Raw genomic sequence first — 22,813 nt, 5'->3', positions numbered from 1 at the left:
TTCCCGAAGGGTACGCCTTACCGTAGGGAATTCGCTACGAATTAATGAAATCTTGTACTTAGCAATTGATAAAATTGTAAATTTAGCCTGACAAAACATCAGAGGATTTACATCCGTGACACTCAAAGAGTTAGAACAACTTCTTGCCCTCAGTCCTGGTGAAAAATTGCAGGCTATACAGTTACTTGCTCAAAGTCTCGGCAACAATTGGCAAGGAATTGAAAAAACTCCTAGAGTTTGTGGTGGAGAGGCTCGCATCGCTAAAACTCGTATTCCCGTTTGGGTACTTGTGGAAGCTCGCGGTCTTGGATATAGTGATGCTGACCTTTTGACGAGCTATCCAACTATTACAGCTACAGATTTAGCTAATGCTTGGGTATATGCAGAAGCTCATCCTGATAAAATCGAATTGGCAATTGAGCGTAATAAAGTAGCCTAATCGATGGCACGGTTTTACGCAGATGAGCAGTTTCCCTTTCCAGTTGTGGAATTAGGGACTTCCAACTAAAAAAATATCCTATCTTGGTGTAGGCAGGGGGGCAGGGAGCAGGGGGCAGGGGGAGAAAGAAAAATACGATCTGAGTAAATTGGATAATTTATTTTCTGGAAGTCCCTTATTACGCGATTTTGGGCATGATGTTTTAACAGTTCAAGAAGCAGAAAATGCAGACCAAGGTATACCTGATGAGGAAGTGCTAGCATTTGCCATAAGTCAAGAACGCTCAGAGCTGATTCGTAAAGAAAATCTGAAGGATACTCAACTCGTTACTAGGTCTGAGTTTCAGCGAATAAGTATTTTTTTGACTCAAATTCCTGAAATCCTTGCAAGACAAGTACTTTACTTGAGTTTACAAATTAGCTCTCAATATTAACTATCAACAGAGTTGATTTTATCCGTTTGCATCGTCGTGATTCTAACCACTTCGGTATTTTTGTTTGCACGAATAATCGTAGTTGGGAACAATTTGCAGCACGGATAGATGAGGCTGTGGCAAAAGAAGAACCTTTGCAAGGAAAACTAATTCGTGTGGTACGTCCAGTAACTTAAAAAGGTTTTGATGGTACGCACAAATCTAGAGTCATCAGGTATATGTTGCAACAATTTTTATAACAGTAGGTTCCTTCTCTGGTATATGTGTATTTAAAGACATTTTTAATTATTGTCCAGAGAGTTCAACTGTTTTATTTATACACAAAAAAACGCTTGAGAGTTTTGCTCACTCAAGCGCTTTTTCGTAAAAGCTTATACCAACTCACTCGTTTGATGCAACATTTGAAATCTGCAACACTCCCTGAGGAGGGAGTATTACTGAGATAACTTGTGACAAACATGTGGTGAAATGGTATCACTCCTTGCACTAACTAAGAATATCTCTTTTGTAAGAATACCAGGGATCTAGTGAGTGACAGTTTATGAACTGAACACTAGTTAAAAACGACTCACCGTGAATAGTAACTAAGGAGACTAAGCACGATTGTAGCAATTTTGTAAGTATAGTATAAAAACTTATAGTTTATTACTACCAGCCGCCGACATTGTTTACTACTAAGTGCAGTATCAAAAAATGCAGCAATTAGTAGCATAGATATCTCAACTTCTGCGTCAAATTAGTCGCTATCAAATAACCTAGAAAAGGCTTGGATATTGATATCAAAGCGATTTTGACTCAAATAAATCATAAACGAAGGTATTGTTTAGAGAATGGCAACCCAAGAACAAATCTTTGACCCAAATAGATTGAAAAGTTTGAGTTGGGTATCTTTTATCTCTTAGCAAACGGTAACATCCAAGTCTTCTGTATAGTGTAGGGAGTTACTTCTTTCATGGAAGCAAAACACAACTTTTTCAGCGACAATTACCGCGATGTTCAAAAAGATTTCGCGTTTTTCTATAAAAACAACTGAGGTGGATTATGGGTAGATTTTAAGAATTTATCGTACCTATGCCTCATCAAGATAGATGTTTCATCCTTGGCTAAAATAGCCGTTCGCCTACGAGCAGACACCTTAACCTGGCGTCTAGGTGTGTGGTAAGATTGCCTGGAACAAAGGTTTTATCTGAGTTGGAGTCTGGTATAAATTGCAAAGGTCAAGCTGACCGATCGTTAACTCCCACAATACTTTTCCTATAAATTTGGAAAATATACAACAATGCTGGTGACAATCTGAGTGGAATTTGTAGATGAATATCTAGGATTTGCTATCAGACTTAACCAACTTCCCACAATTTTGACTTTTATTTGACTTTTAGGATAGAAACATGAACGATAAGCTGATGCTGATGATTCCAGGCCCTACACCGGTGCCAGAAGCTGCCTTACTGGCATTAGCCAAGCATCCGATTGGGCATCGTACTAGTGAATTTAGCAACATATTGGCAGAGGTGACAGAAAACCTCAAGTGGCTGCACCAAACTCAAAGTGATGTGCTGATGCTGAATGTCAGTGGTACGGGTGCTGTCGAAGCGGGAATAATTAATTTTCTCTCTCCAGGCGATCGCATTTTAGTTGGCTCTAATGGTAAATTTGGCGAACGCTGGGTAGAAGTTGGTCAAGCCTACGGTTTGAATGTAGAAGAAGTTAAGGTGGAATGGGGAAAACCCTTAGACCCCCCGCAGTATTTGCCGAAAAACTCCAAGCAGATAGCCAAAAGCAAATCAAAGCTGTAATTATTACCCACAGTGAAACCTCAACCGGTGTGTTGAATGACCTAGAAACCATCAACCGCCACGTTAAAGAACACGGTGAAGCTTTAATTATCGTTGATGCCGTCACGAGCTTGGGTGCATTCAATTTACCCGTGGATGCTTGGGGTTTGGATATCGTCGCTTCCGGTTCCCAAAAAGGTTATATGATTCCGCCAGGGTTGGGTTTTGTTTCAGTCAGTCCCAAAGCTTGGGAAGCTTACAAAACTGCGAAGCTACCGAAATATTATTTGGACTTAGGCAAATATCGCAAAGCTACAGCCAAAAATACAACTCCATTTACTCCGCCTGTGAACTTGATCGTAGCGTTACACACCACGTTACGAATCATGAAAGAAGAAGGCTTAGAATCAATATTTGCTCGACACGAACGGCTGAAAAATGCTACTCGCGCCGCCATTAAAGGGTTGAATTTGCCTTTGCTTGCAGCAGATAGTTCCGCTAGTCCGGCGATTACAGCTGTAGCGCCACAGGGAATTGAACCGGATAAGATTCGGTCATTGATGAAAAAACGCTTTGATATTGCTCTAGCAGGCGGTCAAGACCATTTGAGCAATAAAATTTTCCGTATTGGTCACTTGGGTTTTGTGAGCGATCGCGATATCCTTAGCTGTATAGCATCCTTAGAAGTTACCCTCACAGAACTTGGCTACGAAGATTTCACCCCTGGTTCTGGTATAGCAGCAGCAGTTAAAGTCTTTAGTCAGTCCTGAGTACTAAATCAAAAGAGCGAGTTAAATTATCAACTCGCTCTTTTAATTTGTATATAGAGTAAAAACCGTCAGAGTCAAGAGAGCTATATATCAACTTTCACATAAGGTAGAGTTGATGTGGCATACCTCAATTCTCCTAAATGACACCAAGTTGCCCTAGATAGTATTATTTGCTTTGAAGAAAGTCGGACTGTATCTTTGACACCAAACAAGACTAACTTTGGCAACTTAGTATCATCCAAAATTGGTATAAATAGTATTGTTTGAGATTCTGCTAATAGGCATTTGGTAGAAACTTTTAAGCCAAAGTCTAAAATTTCCAATCTAAAATTGGTATAACCTACGCCGTCTCCAGCCAATCGTAAATTTGTTCTAATTGCTCTAAAGTAATCAAACCATATTGCCAAAGAATCATTGCCAAAGGGCCTGGGGTCTTGCTCCCGATGCCGAAGCGCCACTGCTAGTGATGCTGTAGAAATTGCTAAATCTTCTTGCAAAAAATGAATCAGTCGGGAATATTTTGATGGTGACATTTGTATCTCACCTCCTTGTGCAGAATGTATTGTCATATATCAGTTCACCATTACTCGGTAGACAGTAGCCAGTATTTTATCTGTCACTGTGCCGTTTTCGGCTATACACCCCAGCACAGTTTTTGTTAATCTGCCTTCAACAGAGGCTTCTTATAGATGGTCTGAGAAATAAAAATTCTCATACAAATCTTTTGCTAGCTTATTAAGCAGTATTTTTACTTAATTAAATTGGCTTCATCTTATTTACCTTTGTGTTTTATTTAATTACACAAGTAGTAATAAAGATTCCATAGCCTATACTCTCTTATTGGCGACTATTTACACTTACGCCCAAGGGAATATTTTTGAGACTAAACCTGAAAACTGCGATTTCAGGTTTGAGACAGTAGAATTTTACATTATTACCACAGTTTTTAAATAGTAGCGTTACAAGTGCTGTTTGACCACATACAGTGACATTTTTTACAAAAAAAACATATATTTCCACCGTATAGGCTCTCAACCGAGTAATTACCCAAGTTTTTATCCAGGCAAAACACCAGGGTTTCAAAACTCAATTTTGAGAATATCGCCCACTTTCAACTTCAATTCGGCAGCTCTTCCAGAACGAAGTTCAATCACTTTATCAATTGGTGTATTGGGACCATAGGTAGGACAAGGCTCACTCGCACAAGGAGGTGCAGCAACCTGAATATATTTAACAACACCTTTATGTAGAAATACCATGTCTAGGGGTACCGGTACATTCTTCATCCAGAAACTGACTGGTTGTGCTGAAGGGAATCCAAACAGCATTCCCCGGTCATCTGGTAAAGCTGGTCGATACATCAATCCCATCGCTTGCTGTTTTGGCGTCTGCGCTACCTCTAATTGAATCGTTGTACCATTAGGCACAATAGCTTTAGCAGAAATTGGTAGTTTTTGACCTAAACTTTCTGGTGCTGGAGTTTTAGAACCAGAGGTGGAGCTAGGAGATTTAGCAGTTGTTGGCACAGAACAACCCATCAGAAAAATACTCAGCATTATCGAGAGCAAACTTAGCCGACGAGTCATATAGCTTTTCAATTTTGTTATTTAGACTTCAATTTTACAGTGTTGTAGGCAGAAAAACCCTTTAGGTGGGAGGTAGCAACACCCAAAGGAAGCATTCCCAATGTGAAACTGGGAACGAGGTAAGGAAATAAGCAAACTCCCGCTACAGTATACTAGGATTCTCTTAAAACGTACCCTACGCCTCGCACTGTTTGAATCAGGCGCTTTTGACCTTCATCTTCGATTTTTAACCGTAAGTAACGGATGTACACTTCAATTACATTTGACTCACCGAGAAAGTCGTAACCCCAAACATTTTCTAGAATTTGTTCGCGGGTTAACACTTCACGGGGATGTTCCATTAAGAATTTTAATAGTTCAAATTCCTTCATTGTCAAGTCAATTGGTCGCCCGTTGTGTATGGCACGGCGAGTTGCTATGTCTAAAATTAAATCCCCAAAGCGTAATTGCTCCGTGGTATCTACATCAGGTTTTAAGTAGAGGCGAATCAACTTCAAAAAGTCTTCTGAGCGGTAAGGTTTGAGGATGTAATCATCCGCTCCAGCTTCTAGACAAGCTACACGATCGTCAACTGTATCCCTTGCCATTAAAATCAATACAGGCGATCGCATACCAGTGCTTCTCATATTTTTGCACAATGAGAGTCCTGATTCTCCTGCTAACATCCGGTCTAAAACAATTAAAGCAGGTTGGCGATCGCGACAGTGTTGTAAACCACTCGTTGCATCATGAGCCAAAATTGATTCATAACCAGCTTCTTGCAAATCGCAAGAAAGCTGATTTGCAAGGCTCTCATCGGTTTCAATCACCAAAACACAAGGACTTTGAGCAACTGTCATAACAATTTGGGATATGGGATTTGGGATTGTAAAGATATTCCAGAGAAAATCTTTACATCAGTTATAAAGTGCAATTACGAGCTTTTAGTGATGTAGCAATTCTGATTTGACGCGCTGCTAAGGATGTTTTAGCACGTTCAGGTGTCAGCTATCGAATTCTCGGATGCAATCTTAATAACTAACTCCAAATTCCATCTCCATACCAGTAATTCTGGAAGGAAATCAGTAAGTTAGGGAGTAGGGAGTAGAGAGTGGGAAGATGAGGGAGAAATCAATTCAAATTCAAAAACTTCTGCCTCCTGCCTCACTTCGACTACGCTCAGTGACCTTCTGCCTGGTTGTTGAGCGTAGTCGAAACACTGCCTCTTGCCCAATGCTTACGGCAATTCTACCGAAGTTGGTTTAGCGATATGTGGTAAACCCCACCCTAATTTTTCTCTCAAAATTCGGAAAAACTCAGGCGGTTGCAGGCGAATAAATCGGGCACTATATTGCGATCGCTCCATATATACTCGATCTTCTGGTAAGATATAGCACCCTCCATTACCATCTACTACCATTACCAGCCGAGGGATATTGACTGGGTAGATATTGACCGATTCAGTATCTGGAAATACCAATGCTCTAGAAGCTAGGGAATGGGGACAAATGGGTACTAGCTGTAAAACAGGTACGCCAGGAGTCACCACTGGACCCACCAGCACTCAATGAGTAAGCTGTAGAACCAGTAGGCGTAGAAACAATCACACCATCTGCGGCAATATCTACTGGCGCATGACGCCCTATGGCAATTTCAAAATGGCACATAGAGGTCAAAGGTTCGCGGTGTAGCACCATTTCATTCAGGCATAGAGCTTCCCATAGCACTGAATCATCCCGAAACACTTTGACATTGAGCATTGCTCGTTCTTCAATTTCATACTCACCTGCCATTGCCTGTTCTAGTGCTTGGGGCAATTGATTCAGGAAAGTTTCCGTCAAAAATCCCATGTGGCCGGTATTCACTGTTAGCAGTGGAATACCACAAGGGGCTACTTGACGAGACGCTGCCAGAACAGTGCCGTCTCCCCCTAATACCACTGCAAACTCCATATCTGAATCAAAACCAGGGGGTGTCAGACCATCAATGGGGGTGTGGCACACAGGACTCTCCGGGTTAGGGTAGCCCAATATCCCACCGATACTCGATGTGATACATACATTCCAACCGGCTGCGGTTAGCTTGTCTTTCAACTCGATAGCGACACGGCCCGCTATCGGTTTAACGTCATTGTAGATAATGCCTGCTTTCGGCACACTCAAATATCCAAGTTTAGGCGATGCTCTGTATTATGTAATCCTTACACATTTTGCGTCATGTAGTCATTAATCTAGAGTCAAATATCCAGAGTCTAGAGTTTAACGACTAATATCTGTTTTGTAATGACTATTGACTATTGGCTTTTGAAGATTGTTTAAAAGGAGTTTTTTTAGGTTTCTGCTTTTTATTTTTATTTTTCTGGTAGTCTACTTCTTTGAGTTTCTTCATTATTCGGCTGAAGTACTCTTGGAGATAACTTTCTAGGGTTGTGGTTTGTTGCGGATCTAAACCAAACACTGTGTATACTTCATCCATTGAAGCATTTAACTGTTTACCACTAGCCAATACTTCTGTAAACGCCAGCCTGTCTGCTACGTTCCATCCCCACTGAAAGAATCGCATTATGCCGCGCACAGCACGCAGTAAGTTTATTGGCATCCGCGTTACTCTGGCATCTTTTCCAGATAAGCGCTCGCACAGGTTGATAATTTCTTCTGCACTCCATGCACGAGTACCGACTACAGGAAAAGCTTGGTTTTCCGTTTCTGGTACACTCAATGCCCGGATTGCAAATTTAGCAATGTCCTGAGTGTCCATATAAGCAATGGGAGAAGAATTACCTGTTACCCAAACTGGCTGTCCTTCCAAAATAGGAATCCCATACTGGCCAATTAACCCTTGCATAAACCCAGCTAGTCGCAAAATGGTATAATTCAAGCCTGACTCAGCCAAGAATAGTTCTGTACACCGCTTAATTTCCATGAGCGGGACTTCTGGGTATTTATCAGCATCTAAAATCGAAAAGAAAATAAAACGCTCTACACCAGCTGCTTTTGCTGCTTGAATCAATGCTACTTTGCCTTCCCAGTCCACTTGTTTGATACTTAGTGAATCTGTAGGGCGAGATGTTGACGCATCAATAACTTGGGTTACACCAACTAAAGCTTCCGCTAGGGTATCGGGGTAACGTAAATTTCCAGGGATAAGTTCTGCACCCCATTCTTTAAGAAAAGCTGCTTTTTTACTGCTGCGGACAAGACAGCGTACTTTATATCCCTCATCGATAGCACGACGAGCCACTTGTCTTCCTAAGGTGCCAGTGGCACCGACGATTAATAATGTCATGAGGGTTGTAATAAATTTTAATGTTTTATGAAAAGAATGTTATCAGAATAACCTATGCAAACAAAAGTTTACATCTTTTCTCAGAAAATCAATCTATTTGGATGGACTTATGAGAAAATAGCTGTCCGATGAACGGACAAGCTTTTTTCTCATTTCGGTGAAAAAGAGAGTAGGGAGTAGGGAATGGGGAGAATAATAACTCTTGTACAGACGCGATGAATCGCGTCTCCACTACTCCTAACTCAGCACTCAATTATTCTTCTGTGCCTTGAATTTTCAGTAACAAAGCGCCTAAACCCCAGCCTACGAAGATTAAACCGAAAGACAGTAGAGCTGCATTCAAAATTTCGCCGCCCATTAGCGTGATTCTCCTTATGTGCAAATTGGTGTGTAAACTAGGTCTACCAAAAGCTTTTCAACAGTTGCTAGGATTAGACCTGTGTAAACAATTTTAAACTAGTTTAGCAGCTAATCCCTACTGGTTTGGGGGGTAATCCCCATTCTTGGTAGAAGGGAAGATGGGTAAATTGGAACATTTTGATAATAATAATTATGAAGAATTTTTATGTATCAAAATAATCAAGGTGGTTTAATAAATTTTGTGAAAAAGAATCGTCCGCGTTTGGCGCTGACGCTGGGAGATCCGGCGGGAATTGGGCCGGAGGTGATTTTGAAAGCTTTAGCCGATCCAGAAATTCGTCAAAAATATGACGTTACAGTAGTAGGTAACAGAGATTTGCTGGCACAGATTTATTACAAACTGAATTTAACTGAGAATTTAGTAGCTTTGGCAAATCCAGATGATTTGTCAGTCAGCGATGTGCAGTTGGATGGAAAAATTAAAGACCGAATTATTTCAGGAATAGGTAATGCAGCCAGTGGTGCGGCTAGTTTTGCGTATATGGAATATGCGATCGCTCAAACACTGGCTGGTAAATTCGATGGTATTGTCACAGGGCCGATCGCTAAATCTGCTTGGAAGGCCGCAGGCTATAATTATCCAGGGCAAACAGAACTTTTGGCAGAAAAATCAGGTGTTGACCGTTTTGGGATGTTATTTGTGGCGCGATCGCCTCATACTAATTGGACACTCCGCGCAATACTAGCAACCACACATATTCCCCTACGTCAAGTAGCCGATGTGTTGACACCGCATTTGTTGACACAAAAACTGGATTTGTTAGTGGAGTGTTTAGAGAAAGATTTTGGTATATATAGAGGAAGAATTGCGATCGCCGGTTTAAATCCCCACAGTGGCGAACAGGGACAACTTGGAAACGAAGAACAAGATTGGTTAATTCCCTGGTTAGAGCAAGAGCGGCAAAACCGACCACAATTGCAGTTAGATGGGCCGATACCGCCAGATACGATGTGGGTTAAACCTGGTCAAGCTTGGTATGGAAATTCTTTAGTACAAAATCCAGCTGATGGCTACTTGGCACTTTACCACGACCAAGGCTTAATTCCTGTAAAGCTAATGGCGTTCGATCGGGCAGTTAATACTTCTATAGGTCTTCCTTTCGTTCGCACTTCACCCGATCATGGCACAGCGTTCGATATTGCAGGTAAAGGAATCGCTGATGCTACGAGTATAAAAGCAGCAATACATTTAGCCGCTGAGTTAGTTAGTCAAAGATTGGCTAAGAAAAATAATGAATAATCTTTAAGTGCAGCTTTGCTTAAAATCTTCAAGACACGACCAAATTAGTTCTGAATATGGTTCAAAGCATTTCTTTTTTCTTTTAGTGTTGTTTGCACTTCTGTAGTAGCCATAAAAACTAGTATTCTAGTCGGGCGCTTCAAACTTATAACCATAGCCTCGCACAGTTTTGATAAACTCCGGTATGCTGGGGTCGACTTCCATCTTTTTGCGAAGTTGACCAATATGCACATCAACTACCCGACCATCTCCTACGTAGTCGCAACCCCAGATTTTTTGGATTAGCTGTGGGCGACTCCAAGCCTGATTAGGATGACTTGCCAAAAAATGCAAGATATTAAATTCTAGTGCTGTTAAGGGAAGAGTTTTATCGTTAAGTGTTACCTCGCGAGCCTCTGGATTAATTACTAGCTGCTTGAAAACGATACGTTGTGTTGAGGAAGGATTGATGTAGCGTATCCGCCTCAAAAGAGCTTCTACTCTAACTTCAACTTCTGCAAGACTAAATGGTTTAGTCATGAAATCATCAGCACCTGCGCTTAAGATTTTAATTTTATCAGCCTCGTCAGTCCTACTAGTCAGTATTAGCACTAAAACATTAGTACGACTCTGCATTTCTTGGCAAAGGCTATAACCAGTAACATCCGGCAAATTCCAATCCAGAATTACTAAAGCTGGGTTGAATTGCTCAAACAACGATAAAGCAGTCCTACCATCTGCTGCCGACTCTATTTGATATTTCCGACTTAAAAAACGATAGACAAGATTTCGGACGCCGAAGTCGTCATCAACGATCAGAATTTTGGGAGTAGTAGTAGCAGTAACCATAACCATAATGCTATCTATTGTAGATTGGGCGATTTGCTGTTGTTCCAGCTTTACTTTACGTGTTTCTGTTGAGTACCACCGCTACTGTAGTACTTGTGTACATTTAATTTTCCATGAAGCCGATCGCAACCTCAGCCACGATAGGGCCAATAAAACTTATAATTATGGCATTATTTTTGCATAATTTTAAATTTGTATTGTATAATGTTAAAATTTTACGTTTGAAATAAGTGTAATTAAAAACCATCTCCGTAACCGCAAATAGTCAAAAGACACATCCAGAAGCGACGGTAATTGCTACAAATTTACAAGAGTAAGGCACTCCCTGGTTAATTAGGTCTCTACAAAGGCTGAGAAACTAACTTATCAGCCAATCTAGATTCTCAACTCCTACTTACTCGACTGTACTAGAACCAACAGGTATGTTCTCTTGAAGAAGGTCTACGAAAATCTACCCTGGTGCATTTACATATAGCTGCCCTCTTAAGCATATACTATACTACAAGTTTCAGTCTGAAGTATGACAAAAAGACTGAAAGCATCGCCAGAAGGTATATAGGGCGTCAAAACCAGCTTTAACAGACAAAAGCAATAACAACAAGAATTGCTCTATAGGAATCCGCTTTGATTCGGAGAAATTATTTGCGTGGTGCGCGTTCGCAAAGCGTCTCGCAAAGAAGCGCAGCGCAAGCGCGATAGGGAGGGAATAGGGAATAGGGAATAGGGAACAGGAAATAGGAAAGAAGGAATAAATGTGTACTGAGTTTTATTTCACGCAATCAAATACGAGTTCTATAGCAATATTATGATGTCAATAACTTGCTGGGAGCTTGTTTCAATAGTACTGCTGACAGCATAATTAAGAAGTAAAACACCTTTTGTATTTGGGTAAATATCTAAGCATAAATAAATTTCAAGTTTGTAGTAAGGACTTTAGTCCCGATCGTCCTTGCTCTGAGCGATAAATTGCTCACTACAAACTAGAAGTTTATTTGATATTTAATTATGTCTACCTACTTAACAGATTTAACTTATGTACCTCACAAACTTCTAATCTGCTGTATATAACTCTACAAGTTTGGCAGAAAATGAGGAGACATTATTAGCGATCGCTGTTATTAAAAAGGTATTATTTACTATTTTATTGCTAACTATTTTTTATTTAAAACTAATATTTTATCGATTGATGAGGAATTCAGTAAAATCTAAAATATCTAAATAACTAAAATATCAAAAAAATATAAACTTAAAATATATTGGATTAGATTTAAAGAAAATATTGTCTCTTCATACTCTCAAAGTGCATTATTTACAATTGATTAATTGGTTGATTTTCTGGAAAATACTCGTCTATCTGAGGAGAGAGTTTGAAAATATTCATACCAGAGAAAGATCAATTGAATATCTTCAGTTCGCTAAATTACTATTAACATCGTCAGCAAGGAAAGAAAAATTATGGTTAATAACTTAGTCGGCGGCATCATTCCTCCACAACCACCAATAGAAGCACAAACTGATGCTCATACCCTAAAGAGTCGTCTGGAATGGGGTGAACCAGCTTTTACAATCCTGGATGTGCGCGATCGCGCAACCTTCAACGAAGGGTCACATTATGGGAGCAATGCCAATGCCAGCAGATGAGTTGGTAGAGCGTGCAGTAGCTTCTTTAGATAAGAGCCGTGACATTTACCTTTACGGTGATAATGAACAAGACACTGCCCAAGCCGCACAACAACTGCGTTCTAATGGATTTGAGCATGTCTCCCAACTTAAAGGTGGTCTTGGCGCATGGAAGGCGATCGGCGGCCCAACAGAAGGTATTGTTGAATCAAAAACTCCCGCAGGTGCAGATGACTACAATGTTGTAGATCGGCTAAAAAACCACCAAGAAAATCTGCAAAAGGGCGGTACTAGCTTCACCGAATCCATTAAACAGGGAGCAAGTAACCTCAAAGAAGGAGCAAGTAACCTTAAGGAAGGTATTCAAGAGCAAGCAAGTAACCTCAAGGAAAGCGCTCAAGAGCAAGCAAGTAACCTCAAAGAAGGCGCTCAAGAGCAAGCAAGTAACCTCAAAGAAGGCATTCAAGAGCAAGCAAGTAACCTCAAAGAAGGCGCTAGTGAATCTACTTCTAGAGACACCAATGATTCCAATGTTGGCTCTTAGATAAAAAATACAGCAGAATTCAGAATTCGGGAGCAAAGCCAAAGACGCTCCACCGAGGCGTCAGAATCCAAAAGTAAAAGAGGCTTTATATATACCTGGATTTGAGACGAACTTTTGTGTATTTCACTTTCCTTGAAATCTGCTGTAATTTAGCACGAAGGTTTGTAGTAAGCACTTTAGTGGTTGGGAAATAACAACTTTAGTACTTACTACGAACCCGTTTATCTATCAATTTCAACTTGACATATAACTAGTAGGAATTGACGAGCAATAAAAATTTATTGTCACTATTCCTTATTCGATTAATGTTCAAATAGATCCTTGAATTGCAATAAATCTAAAGAAACTATAGTTGGTAGAAACTCAAAACATTCTTGAGCAATTTGCCAACGTTCTTCTCGTTTCAGCATTTGTATTAACTTCTGCTGCACGCTAAGTAAATAGCGTACATCGTTGGCAGCATAACTTAGTTGAGCTTCAGATAAGCTAACGGCGTTACCCCAATCAGAACTTTGAGAGCTTTTATCTAATTCCACTTGTTCTAACTCTTGTACCACGTCTTTGAGTCCGTGGCGATTTGTGTAAGTACGGGCTAATTTACTGGCAATTTTGGTGCAAAAAATTGGCCGTACCTGAATACCCAGATTGGCTCGCAAAGTGGCCAAGTCAAATCTAGCAAAGTGAAACACTTTCACGACATTGGCTGCTTCCAAGAGTTTTTTTAAGTTGGGGGCGTCAGCTTGCCCTTTGGCTATGCGGATTGCAGTTACTTTCCCTTCAAGATTGCACAGCTGGACGAGACACAAGCGATCGCGCAGCGGCAATAATCCCATCGTTTCTGTATCAACTGCGATCGCTGTAGATTCTAAATACTGGCTAAGGGTTGCGTCACTGAGGGTCGCGATCGCTCACCTGAAAATCTGGTAATGTCATCAATTGTTCAAAAATAATAGCAGTGTCTAGCAGAAAAAAGTCTTGTCAGACACTACATTATTATTGTGCAAAAAAATCAGAAATTAAATCTACCTGGTGCGAAAAAACATCTGTGTCAGGTAGACTTCGCCTTGATTATTAGTAGCAACGCCAATTCCAGTCAGGTTGTAATTTCCTTTAAGATTCTTTAGGTGTCCGGGACTTTTGATCCAACCGGTAACAGCTTCCTCTACGGGGTTGCTATATCCTCGGTTAAAAGCAACATTTTCTGCTGCACTGTTGTAGCGAATCGGGATAGCTTTGACTCGCCCTTCAAATCCCTGATGGCTAAATGGGGTTTTACCTTTAGCCATATTTTGACTATGAATTCTTGCCTGTCGAGTTAAATTTGCATTTAAAGTCAACTTTGGCAGCCCTTTAGAAACCCGATATCGATTAATTTGGTCAAATACTGATTTTTCTAGCTCAGTAGTTTTAAAAGTAGGAGTCGATATTGCAACCTGACTAGAAAAAAGCGACAACAGCTTATTACGGGTGGATGTATTCGTAGAAGTATGATTTGGTATCGGAGCAGTCGTTAATCCACTAGCAAGGACAAGCGCACTTAAAGCGATGCCAAAAGCAGTTTGTCGGAACATGGAGAATTGCGTATGTGTAGAGATATAAGACTTCTACTCTACCCTATTGTTCCAAGGATATATACCACAATACTATTAAGTAATGATGAATTTCGGCAATTTGGCTACATCCTTTACAAGTAACACAAACAATAATTTCCAATTGTCAGTACTTCAATAGGTCAGCTTCATGAAAATCATGGTTAATTTGGCTAATAATTTCAGATTTTCATGAATTATCTAGCAAAAGCTTTACTAACAGGTTAAAGTCTGGGGAATTTACGAAAAAACCTAAATACCAAATCTAACGCTATGTGCAATTTTTACTCAAACCTAATCTCTTTGCCTAACAATAAGGAATAGGTAGAATTCAAAGCCTCTCTCTTTTTGCAGGCTATCCATTAGTCACATCTTTCTTTACAATCTTGACACGCTTGTTTTGTAAGGCATCTTAAACACGCTCAGTGTGTGGCATACTTGACAAGTTAGCGCTTAATCTTCTCGCTAAAAGTAGGTTTTTATTGAGAATTAACGACGAACGAATCAGGGTTATAAAAAACGCGAGTGAATACTCTCGCAAATTTGGAAAAAGATCCGGGTAATGGATAGCTCTTTGCAGGAAAGAGGAATGGAAGTTAGATCAGAATATTAAGTTGCACATCGCGTCAAACTTATGAGCGAATGAACATTTGTGTGAAGTAGATTGCGCCCTGACTGTTTTTAGCAACACCAATCCCCGTCAGATTGTAATTACCTCTGATATTAGCAAGATGCCCTGGACTTTTGAGCCAGCCTTGAACAGCTATTGTGGCAGGATCGCCATATCCCTGGTTGTAAGCGACATTTTCAGCAGCCGATCTGTAAGAAACACCGGTTGCATTAAGACGTTCTGAAAATCCATTATGTCCAAAGGGAACAGTACCATTAGCCATGTTCTTACTGTGAAGCCTAACTTGATTATCCATAGCAGAATTACGAGTCAGCGCTGGTAGCCCTTGGGAAGCTCTGTAGTTATTGATTTGGTTAAAAATCGACTGTTCTAGAGCAGCAATGTCCGTACTAGATGCTGCAATTTGATTAGTATTATTTGATACGTTTAAAGGCACAGGCGTACAAGTTGGATTTGTTACAGAAGTAGCGATCGCTCCACTACTGAGAGCAATAGTGCCTAAAGCAACGCTGAAAACTATTTGTTTGATCATTTGTCGGCAGTAAAGTTTTAGACAATGTAACCAACGAATATCAATGTGACAACTTGCTTATAGGTCTAAATTGCTCTATTTGTGAGCTTTTTTGCTCAATAACTACTAGCAAACGTTTAAATGCACGATTTAACGCAAAATTAGTACTATTTGCTCAATAATTGACTTCTAGCATTAGTCTGATTATTTTTATCCCACATTCCATACTTAGGTTATTACATAGTGTAATTACTGAATTTATTCTGGATTTCTTAGTTCCAGATTATGCTTATTCATCTTTTAAATTCAGTTATCTTACTGCTTTTAAGTATATTCCACAAGCGTTATTACGTATAAAAAGCAGTAAAAACCGATTGTAAAAGTGAAAAATACGGAATGTAGGATATAAATAGGCTGGATTTATTCAGCAAAACCTCTGCGTGATTTCAACTAGCTTTATTTCAAGGTTTCTACCTCTTCCTGTATCACACGCAACACCCGTGCAATATATTCTGCACGCCACTGTTCCCGTTCTTTAGCTACTTGGACATCCGGCTCGTAAGCTTCAATTTCACTAGTCGATAAAATACCTTTCACCTCTAGCAACCGTTCGATGGTGTCTAGTCGCTCATGCAGCACGGACACCTCACCAGTCAAGGCCATGACGATCGCTAACAATTTATCAGTTTGCGAATTTTCTAAGTAAACAGGTCGTTTACCCTTGGCTATTTTTGTCATCCTAATACCAATTCTCCAAAAATATGACTAGACATACAAAATGAGGAAAGCCAGATAAAATCTGACTTTCTCAATTACGAATCACGTTAGCGTAGCAGGCCATAGCCCATTACGAACTTGTACTGAGCGACTTGCCCTGAGCGTAGTCGTAAAGCCTGCGGCATAGCTACGCTTCGGGCGCAGCCTCTCGTAGAGAAGGGAGCCGAAGTATTACAAAATTTTCTTTGCTTACTTAGTTGCAGCAACCATAAACCAACTGCCTTGGGTGGCTGAGTTACCATTTTTAACCAGGCCATTAGTTTCTTTTGCTTTCCATGCCCCATTCGGGATAAATTTCTCGAATGTCTTATCTGCTGCAAAACCAGCCTCAGTAACTAGTGGCACCAAATCTAAATCGCGTACAGCACTCCAGAAAGGTTCGTTGTTGTTAGCGGTTTCCCAATCATAAATAAACTGTGTATAAACATCCATGTGACGATAAAGGGGTGCTTCTAGATGAATCATCATGCCACCAGGAGCCAGTAGACGATAAGACTCTTGCATAACTTTACGCACAGATGACGGGGGGATTTCATGCAGCAAAATGTGAGAAACCACTAAATCAAATGATTCATCAGGAAAGTTAGTATGTTCGGCATTTTGCTGAGAGAAGTGTACCCGTTTTCCCAAGGCTTCGGCTCTTGCATGAGCATAACGCAGTATAGATGCGCCTATATCTATAGCATGGACTTCTGCATCTGGGAAACCATCGACATAAGGTAATGTGCTATTGCCAATAGAACATCCCATATCGAGGATTTTTCTCGGTCGAAAGTTGGGAAACTCTGCTAAAAGGTAGTTTTGGACTATAGATAGCCCCATATCATCGTTGAGCGGTCCCAACCAACCTAGTCCATAAACGTAAGCGCCGCGATCGTAGGTTGCACCGGCCGCGACATCATCAGCAGTGAATTCACCGTGATATCCTCCGGGCATACAGTGAATGTCTACAGCCTTTTGATAAGCAGGTATTTGAAAATTTGGGTCGAGGGTTAAAGTACCCAGTTCACCACCTTTATCTTTGGCACGCTCGATCAACTCTGGCAGTTGTCTGTCAACGTTGGCATTTACAGCATCCCATAACATTTCCTGGTTGATGCGCTTCAGGGCACTAGTCCAGCGATAGTAGGGTTCGTGCTGCATTACTTCCCGAATTTCATAACGATTCTGGGGAGGGCGCTGATGTTCTTGTTCAAACTTCGGCTTGGCTAATTTTTCATAAATTTCTTTATTACCAGGAGTGACATTCTTGAAAATGTGCATTTTCATAGTTTGCACAAAGTTTTGGCGTGCCAACTCGTCGTGAGTGGGCTGCGGTAACATTGGGTGTTGGAATTGTCGATTCATGATTGCTTCCTCCCAAAAATTTGAGCTATATTTACGCTGGATATAATAATTTGGCTACCGTTTGTACATCTTTGTCACCACGTCCAGAGCAGTTAATTACAATCCGAGGACTGCCGGTTAATTGAGGACAGAGGGTTTCGAGATAAGCGATCGCATGGGCTGTTTCCAATGCCGGGATAATCCCTTCCAATTTCGCTAATCGCTGGAATGCCTCCAAAGCCTCTGCATCCGTCACACTATAGTATTCAGCGCGACCAATATCTTTCAAATAACTATGTTCTGGGCCGACACCAGGATAATCTAACCCCGCACTAATTGAGTGTGCCTCAATGATTTGCCCATCTTCATCTTGCAGTAGGTAGCTCATTGCTCCGTGCAATACACCAACTCGTCCTTTTGTCAAGGTTGCTGCGTGTTTTTCGGTATTGACACCTTCGCCGGCTGCCTCAACCCCAATTAAGCGTATAGAAGATTCATTAATAAACTCATAAAATAGTCCCATCGCGTTGGAACCACCACCCACACAAGCCAAGAGAATATCAGGCAATCCACCCCACTTTTCGATTGCTTGGGCGCGAGTTTCTTCGCCGATTATTGCATGGAAATCACGTACCATCATCGGGTAAGGATGAGGCCCTGCTACCGAACCCAGGATGTAGTGAGTTGTTTCTACATTTGTCACCCAATCGCGGATTGCTTCCGAAGTAGCATCCTTCAAAGTTCCGGTTCCCGCCTCCACCGGACGCACTTCTGCCCCCATCAGCCGCATTCTAAACACATTTAATGCTTGGCGTTCCATGTCATGAACGCCCATGTAAATTATGCATTCCAGCCCAAAACGAGCGCAAACTGTAGCTGTAGCCACTCCATGTTGTCCAGCACCCGTTTCGGCAATAATCCGTTGCTTACCCATACGTTTCGCCAACAATACTTGACCAACAGCATTATTGATTTTGTGAGCGCCAGTATGATTTAAATCTTCACGTTTCAAGTAAATTTGTGGCCCGGTGCGATCTGGCCTAGCATAATGAGCAGTCAAGCGTTCAGCAAAATACAATGGTGTCGCACGTCCTACATAGTCTCGTAACAACTGCTGTAGTTCTGCTTGAAAACCCTTGTCATTGCGGTATTGCTGATAAGCTGTTTCTAGTTCAGCTAAGGCAGGCATGAGCGTTTCAGGTACATACTTACCGCCAAACTGTCCGAAGCGGCCTAACGTATCTGGAACCTGAGCAGTTGAACTTGGAGATAGGGGAGTGGTAGTCACAGGCTGTTTTTGATGACGGGAATCACTTAATTATAGAAAAGTCTGAGGCATATCTGGAGAATGGGGATTGGGGATTGGGGATTGGGCATTGGGGATTGGGCATTGGGCATTGGGCATTGGGCATTGGAACTTCTTCCCCATACCCCAAGCGACGGGGCGACTATCCCTCTCCACGTCACTTGCGGGATGGAGTTTTCCGTCGCTTTCGATGAATTGCCCCTGAGTGCGTGTGCCTAAGTTCTATAGAAAATGGAGCTTGGAGATTAGGTTTCGCGTTAGCAGCTTATTAACCTAATGCGGACTTTAAATCACTTTCCGCTTGTGCCAATGCATCTGGTAATTTACTTGCATCGCGTCCGCCGGCTTGGGCTAGGTTTGGTCTTCCACCACCGCCGCCGCCGCAAATTTTAGCGATCGCACCCACAAATTTACCAGCTTGCAAACCTTTTTTGTTCACTTCTGGACTAAAAGCTGCAACTATACTTACTTTCCCCTCTTCGGGAACAGAACCCAGCACCACTGCACCGTTACCGATTTTTTGCAACAAGCGTTCGGCTGCGGTTTTCAATGATTCTGGATCGACATCTTCTAATTGGGCGACAATAATTTTATGGCCGCCTACGCTTTGGGCTGTTTGTAGCAAGCTGTCAGATTTAGCGATCGCTAGCTGTACCTTCAAGGTTTCTAATTCCTTCTGGCTATTTCTCAGTTCGCTTTGCAGACTTGTGATTCTGTCTGGTAATTCTTCGGGTTTAACTTTAAAGCGATCGCTCAAATCTTTAACTACTTTATCCCGCAGATTCAAATAATCTAGGATTGCTGGCCCCGAAACGGCTTCAATCCGCCGCACCCCAGAAGCCACGCCAGCTTCCGAGATAATCTTGAAGACGCCAATTTCAGCAGTATTACTTACGTGAGTTCCACCGCATAGTTCCATTGATACGCTGGGGAAGTCAATGACGCGGACTTCATCTCCGTATTTTTCGCCGAACATGGCAACAGCACCCCTAGCTTTCGCCTCGGCTATTGGTAATACTTCCACCTTTGCAGCATGAGCCTCAGCAATCCAAGTGTTCACCTGTTCTTCAACTTGTTGAACTTCTTCTGCTGTCAATGCGCGGGGACAGTTGAAATCGAAGCGCAACCTATCAAAGGAAACCAGGGAACCTGCTTGAGATATGCCTTCATCAACAATTTTTTTTAATGCCGCTTGCAATAGGTGCGTTGCGGTATGGTTAGCTTGGGCGCGACGCCGACAAGCTGGATCGATTTGGGCGGTGACGCGATCGCCTACGCGCAGTGTACCGCGTTCGATGCGTCCGAAGTGAACAAAGAAATCAGATTCTTTCTTCACGTCTTCTACCCGAACTACGATACCATCACCGGAGATATAACCGCGATCGCCGATTTGTCCCCCAGATTCACCATAAAATGGCGTTTTGTCAAGGACAATTTGCACCTGTGTCCCCGCTTCTGCTTCTTCTTGGGAAACACCTTCTACCAAAATTGCTTCGACTTTTGCCGTCGCCGTCGATTGGGTATAGCCTAAAAACTCGGTGACTTGAACGTGTTCTGCTAATTTGTCGAGGGAACCTTGGACAGTTAAATCGATGGTTTCATGTGCGCCTCTACCTCCTTGTTGTTGGATTTCCATTGCTTTCTGGAATCCATCAACATCAACTGTCAGATTATTTTCCTCAGCAATTTCTTGAGTAAGTTCAAAGGGAAAACCGTGGGTATCGTAAAGAGTAAATGCACTGTCACCGCTAATTTGAGTTTCCCCTCGCTGTTTCACCTCTTGAATGATTTCTTCTAGCAGTTTTTCGCCTCTATCCAGAGTTCTGAGGAAATTGGATTCTTCCCGTTGCAACTCAGCTTTAATTGCTGCTTCTCGTTGGCGCACATTAGGGTAAGCTGATTCCGAAAGAGCGATCGCAGTTTCAGCAACTTGGGTAGTAAATTCGCCAGAAATCCCAATTAATCGCCCATGACGCACCACCCGCCGAATTAATCGCCGCAGTACATAACCGCGTCCGACATTGGAAGCGCGAATTTCATCAGCAATCATGTGGATAACAGCCCGAATATGATCGCCAATGACTTTTAGGGAAGTTTTGGTTTTTTCATCACTGTTGTGGTAATCAACACCAGCAATTTGCCCTGCTGTTTGGATAATTGGAAAAATCAGGTCAGTTTCGTAGTTATTCGGCACTTTTTGGAGAATTTGCGCCATTCTATCCAAACCCATACCGGTGTCAATATTCTTGTTTTGCAGTGGCGTTAAATTCCCGGAAGCATCCCGGTTATATTGCATGAACACGAGGTTGTAAAACTCGATGAACCGAGAATCGTCTTCTAAATCTATATTTTCGTCACCGCGTTCTGGGTGGAAGTCATAATAAATTTCGGAACAAGGACCACAAGGCCCAGTCGGCCCGGATACCCAAAAGTTATCATCTTCGCCCAAACGTTTAATTCTCGCTATCGGCACACCGATTCGATCGCGCCAAATTCCAAAGGCTTCATCATCATCTTCAAAAACGCTGACGACGAGATTTTCAGGGGAAAAGCCAAAGACTTGTGTGGAGATTTCCCAACCCCAAGCGATCGCTTGTTCTTTAAAATAATCACCAAAGCTAAAATTACCCAGCATCTCAAAAAAGGTGTGATGCCGTTTGGTGCGTCCAACATTCTCAATGTCGTTGGTGCGGATACACTTTTGCGAAGTCGTAGCCCGTTTAAATTCTGGTGTGCGCTGCCCCAAAAATATTGGCTTAAATGGTAACATCCCCGCGATCGTCAGCAGTACAGTTGGATCTTCTGGCACGAGGGAGGCACTTGGGAGAATTTGGTGTTCCCGTTGAGCAAAGAAGTCGAGAAATATGTTGCGAATTTCGTTACCGCTTAGGTACTGGGGATTTGAAGACATAGGTGTTTTTAACTTTAGACTTTAGACTTTCGACTTAGGCGTAGCGGCACTAGGTAGGTGTATTTTCATAAATAGCTTTATATATTCTTGCATTTTGTTTTATATTACTGCCAGCTAATTCTGCCATTGGGTGAAATATATGCAGTTACTAGGATGCTATTAAGCTACTATCTGACTTTGACAGGATGTGCATAGGCGTAGCCCGTAGTAAGCATCGCATTTCGATGCTTAAAATTAATCATTAAGAAATAGTTTAAAATTCCCATACTGAGGTAGCAAATGGCACTACAACTGAAAGTATCAAATATTGCTTTTGAGGGATGTGCAAAAATAATTACTACGTTATATAACCTGAGATCAAAGTGAATGTTGAGATTAACGCAAAAACTGTCACGGTGGAGTCCGAAGCTTCTGAGGAGTCAATCAAACAGGTAATTGTTGCTGCTGGTGGTTACGCTGGAGAAGGTTATCGATCGGATTTCAGCTTTTCACAGAAGAAGTTTAGACTTTAATATCTCAAGCGACGCTAACAAAATTTTTTGATATTTTCTGCCTGTAGAAAGGCAAAATAGAAATAACTCCCCAAATGAGTGGCAGATTTTGACAGAATTTTTTATTTAGCTGTATTTTCTAAATTTATGATGTTACAGCAAATACAAAAGACGTGAATTAAGTAAATAGGCAAATCTAGATAAAATGTCGGCAGAAATATTTTATTTCTTCTGATAACGCATTGTTTATTTGGGTTAAAATTTACTTAAATTATAAATTTTTACCCAACAATTTCTGTCTTTATTTAGATGAGAGGTAAGCCCCAAAAAGTTGCTGTACATAGCAAGAGGT

General features: G+C 41.4%; 18 protein-coding genes and 6 pseudogenes. 9 read left to right on the top strand and 15 right to left on the bottom strand.

The annotated features are described in order from the left end of the window. Positions 1 to 115 precede the first annotated feature (115 nt). The 4 genes and pseudogenes from NSTCB13_RS27945 to NSTCB13_RS27930 all read left to right on the top strand — a co-directional run bounded on the left by NSTCB13_RS27945 (position 116) and on the right by NSTCB13_RS27930 (position 3,417). Positions 116 to 439 carry a DUF433 domain-containing protein gene (locus tag NSTCB13_RS27945; RefSeq protein ID WP_448274541.1) on the top strand — a complete coding sequence of 108 codons (324 nt, stop codon included), beginning with the start codon at positions 116 to 118 and terminating at the stop codon, positions 437 to 439. 148 nt (positions 440 to 587) lie between these two features. Continuing rightward, positions 588 to 872, top strand: a complete 285-nt coding sequence (locus tag NSTCB13_RS27940; RefSeq protein ID WP_448274540.1) for a hypothetical protein — start codon at positions 588 to 590, stop codon at positions 870 to 872. A gap of 26 nt (positions 873 to 898) precedes the next feature. After that, complete coding sequence (locus NSTCB13_RS27935; RefSeq protein WP_448274539.1) at positions 899 to 1,048, top strand: hypothetical protein; 150 nt, start codon at positions 899 to 901, stop codon at positions 1,046 to 1,048. Between the two features lie 1,212 nt (positions 1,049 to 2,260). Then, a pseudogene (locus tag NSTCB13_RS27930) lies at positions 2,261 to 3,417 on the top strand (pyridoxal-phosphate-dependent aminotransferase family protein). Positions 3,418 to 3,500: 83 nt separating this feature from the next. Here NSTCB13_RS27930 and NSTCB13_RS27925 read toward each other — a convergent pair. The 7 genes and pseudogenes from NSTCB13_RS27925 to petM all read right to left on the bottom strand — a co-directional run bounded on the left by NSTCB13_RS27925 (position 3,501) and on the right by petM (position 8,625). After that, positions 3,501 to 3,776, bottom strand: coding sequence for a hypothetical protein (locus tag NSTCB13_RS27925; RefSeq protein ID WP_448274538.1), 276 nt, complete (start codon positions 3,774 to 3,776; stop codon positions 3,501 to 3,503). Beyond that, positions 3,758 to 3,986, bottom strand: a pseudogene (locus NSTCB13_RS27920) (DUF2949 domain-containing protein). Before NSTCB13_RS27920 ends, NSTCB13_RS27925 begins: the two are co-directional and overlap by 19 nt. A gap of 510 nt (positions 3,987 to 4,496) precedes the next feature. Beyond that, on the bottom strand, positions 4,497 to 5,003 hold the full coding sequence (locus tag NSTCB13_RS27915) for a DUF192 domain-containing protein (protein ID WP_448274537.1): 507 nt from the start codon (positions 5,001 to 5,003) through the stop codon (positions 4,497 to 4,499). 152 nt (positions 5,004 to 5,155) lie between these two features. Further along, positions 5,156 to 5,842 carry a response regulator transcription factor NblR gene (gene nblR / locus NSTCB13_RS27910; RefSeq protein WP_099103317.1) on the bottom strand — a complete coding sequence of 229 codons (687 nt, stop codon included), beginning with the start codon at positions 5,840 to 5,842 and terminating at the stop codon, positions 5,156 to 5,158. A 377-nt stretch (positions 5,843 to 6,219) separates the two neighbouring features. Next, positions 6,220 to 7,138 (bottom strand): annotated as a pseudogene (locus NSTCB13_RS27905) (NAD(+) kinase). 130 nt (positions 7,139 to 7,268) lie between these two features. Then, entirely contained in the window at positions 7,269 to 8,267 is a 999-nt protein-coding gene (locus NSTCB13_RS27900) for an SDR family oxidoreductase (RefSeq protein ID WP_448274536.1), read from the bottom strand. A 253-nt stretch (positions 8,268 to 8,520) separates the two neighbouring features. Beyond that, a complete protein-coding gene (gene petM, locus NSTCB13_RS27895; RefSeq protein WP_094344256.1) occupies positions 8,521 to 8,625 on the bottom strand; it encodes a cytochrome b6-f complex subunit PetM in 105 nt (34 codons plus the stop codon). 207 nt (positions 8,626 to 8,832) lie between these two features. Here petM and pdxA point away from each other — a divergent pair, with 207 nt between their 5' ends. Then, entirely contained in the window at positions 8,833 to 9,927 is a 1,095-nt protein-coding gene (gene pdxA / locus NSTCB13_RS27890) for a 4-hydroxythreonine-4-phosphate dehydrogenase PdxA (RefSeq protein WP_448274535.1), read from the top strand. Between the two features lie 126 nt (positions 9,928 to 10,053). Here the strand turns inward: pdxA and NSTCB13_RS27885 are convergent, their stop codons facing one another. Next, the gene (locus NSTCB13_RS27885) at positions 10,054 to 10,761 is read right to left on the bottom strand and encodes a response regulator transcription factor (RefSeq protein ID WP_445627110.1); all 708 of its coding nucleotides are present in this window, start codon (positions 10,759 to 10,761) and stop codon (positions 10,054 to 10,056) included. Position 10,762: 1 nt separating this feature from the next. On the opposite strand from NSTCB13_RS27885, the gene NSTCB13_RS27880 reads away from it, so the two are divergent. After that, the gene (locus NSTCB13_RS27880; RefSeq protein ID WP_448266011.1) at positions 10,763 to 10,939 is read left to right on the top strand and encodes a hypothetical protein; all 177 of its coding nucleotides are present in this window, start codon (positions 10,763 to 10,765) and stop codon (positions 10,937 to 10,939) included. Between the two features lie 1,271 nt (positions 10,940 to 12,210). Next, positions 12,211 to 12,658 (top strand): annotated as a pseudogene (locus NSTCB13_RS27875) (rhodanese-like domain-containing protein); the annotation flags it as partial. Positions 12,659 to 13,221: 563 nt separating this feature from the next. Here the strand turns inward: NSTCB13_RS27875 and NSTCB13_RS27870 are convergent. From NSTCB13_RS27870 to trpB, 6 genes and pseudogenes are all read right to left on the bottom strand, one after another. Next, positions 13,222 to 13,852: pseudogene (locus tag NSTCB13_RS27870) on the bottom strand (ribonuclease H-like domain-containing protein). A gap of 89 nt (positions 13,853 to 13,941) precedes the next feature. Next, positions 13,942 to 14,490 (bottom strand): CAP domain-containing protein, encoded by a 549-nt coding sequence (locus NSTCB13_RS27865; RefSeq protein WP_292783269.1) that lies wholly within the window; start codon positions 14,488 to 14,490, stop codon positions 13,942 to 13,944. A gap of 650 nt (positions 14,491 to 15,140) precedes the next feature. Next, on the bottom strand, positions 15,141 to 15,671 hold the full coding sequence (locus NSTCB13_RS27860) for a CAP domain-containing protein (RefSeq protein WP_448266010.1): 531 nt from the start codon (positions 15,669 to 15,671) through the stop codon (positions 15,141 to 15,143). A 435-nt stretch (positions 15,672 to 16,106) separates the two neighbouring features. Beyond that, the gene (locus NSTCB13_RS27855) at positions 16,107 to 16,388 is read right to left on the bottom strand and encodes a hypothetical protein (RefSeq protein WP_445627113.1); all 282 of its coding nucleotides are present in this window, start codon (positions 16,386 to 16,388) and stop codon (positions 16,107 to 16,109) included. A 228-nt stretch (positions 16,389 to 16,616) separates the two neighbouring features. After that, positions 16,617 to 17,774 carry a class I SAM-dependent methyltransferase gene (locus tag NSTCB13_RS27850; protein WP_448274534.1) on the bottom strand — a complete coding sequence of 386 codons (1,158 nt, stop codon included), beginning with the start codon at positions 17,772 to 17,774 and terminating at the stop codon, positions 16,617 to 16,619. A gap of 31 nt (positions 17,775 to 17,805) precedes the next feature. Continuing rightward, the gene (trpB, locus tag NSTCB13_RS27845) at positions 17,806 to 19,041 is read right to left on the bottom strand and encodes a tryptophan synthase subunit beta (RefSeq protein WP_448274533.1); all 1,236 of its coding nucleotides are present in this window, start codon (positions 19,039 to 19,041) and stop codon (positions 17,806 to 17,808) included. Positions 19,042 to 19,101: 60 nt separating this feature from the next. Here trpB and NSTCB13_RS27840 point away from each other — a divergent pair, with 60 nt between their 5' ends. Next, positions 19,102 to 19,278, top strand: a complete 177-nt coding sequence (locus NSTCB13_RS27840) for a hypothetical protein (protein WP_448274532.1) — start codon at positions 19,102 to 19,104, stop codon at positions 19,276 to 19,278. Between the two features lie 49 nt (positions 19,279 to 19,327). Here the strand turns inward: NSTCB13_RS27840 and alaS are convergent, their stop codons facing one another. Next, entirely contained in the window at positions 19,328 to 21,970 is a 2,643-nt protein-coding gene (alaS, locus tag NSTCB13_RS27835; RefSeq protein ID WP_448274531.1) for an alanine--tRNA ligase, read from the bottom strand. A 279-nt stretch (positions 21,971 to 22,249) separates the two neighbouring features. On the opposite strand from alaS, the pseudogene NSTCB13_RS27830 reads away from it, so the two are divergent. Next, a pseudogene (locus tag NSTCB13_RS27830) lies at positions 22,250 to 22,482 on the top strand (copper chaperone). The last annotated feature ends 331 nt before the right edge of the window (positions 22,483 to 22,813 follow it).

It is taken from the genome of Nostoc sp. DSM 114160 (assembly GCF_053470305.1).
The sequence above is the reverse complement of the archived record's forward strand: the minus strand, read 5'-3'. Positions and strand labels throughout refer to the sequence as shown.

Bases quoted from the DNA above. Each gene is read 5' to 3' on its own strand.
- NSTCB13_RS27915 (WP_448274537.1), bottom strand. From the start codon at position 5,003: ATGACTCGTCGGCTAAGTTTGCTCTCGATAATGCTGAGTATTTTTCTG.
- nblR (WP_099103317.1), bottom strand. From the start codon at position 5,842: ATGACAGTTGCTCAAAGTCCTTGTGTTTTGGTGATTGAAACCGATGAG.
- NSTCB13_RS27900 (WP_448274536.1), bottom strand. From the start codon at position 8,267: ATGACATTATTAATCGTCGGTGCCACTGGCACCTTAGGAAGACAAGTG.
- petM (WP_094344256.1), bottom strand. From the start codon at position 8,625: ATGGGCGGCGAAATTTTGAATGCAGCTCTACTGTCTTTCGGTTTAATC.
- pdxA (WP_448274535.1), top strand. From the start codon at position 8,833: ATGTATCAAAATAATCAAGGTGGTTTAATAAATTTTGTGAAAAAGAAT.
- NSTCB13_RS27885 (WP_445627110.1), bottom strand. From the start codon at position 10,761: ATGGTTATGGTTACTGCTACTACTACTCCCAAAATTCTGATCGTTGAT.
- NSTCB13_RS27880 (WP_448266011.1), top strand. From the start codon at position 10,763: ATGCTATCTATTGTAGATTGGGCGATTTGCTGTTGTTCCAGCTTTACT.
- NSTCB13_RS27865 (WP_292783269.1), bottom strand. From the start codon at position 14,490: ATGTTCCGACAAACTGCTTTTGGCATCGCTTTAAGTGCGCTTGTCCTT.
- NSTCB13_RS27860 (WP_448266010.1), bottom strand. From the start codon at position 15,671: ATGATCAAACAAATAGTTTTCAGCGTTGCTTTAGGCACTATTGCTCTC.
- NSTCB13_RS27855 (WP_445627113.1), bottom strand. From the start codon at position 16,388: ATGACAAAAATAGCCAAGGGTAAACGACCTGTTTACTTAGAAAATTCG.
- NSTCB13_RS27850 (WP_448274534.1), bottom strand. From the start codon at position 17,774: ATGAATCGACAATTCCAACACCCAATGTTACCGCAGCCCACTCACGAC.
- NSTCB13_RS27840 (WP_448274532.1), top strand. From the start codon at position 19,102: ATGGGGATTGGGGATTGGGGATTGGGCATTGGGGATTGGGCATTGGGC.
- alaS (WP_448274531.1), bottom strand. From the start codon at position 21,970: ATGTCTTCAAATCCCCAGTACCTAAGCGGTAACGAAATTCGCAACATA.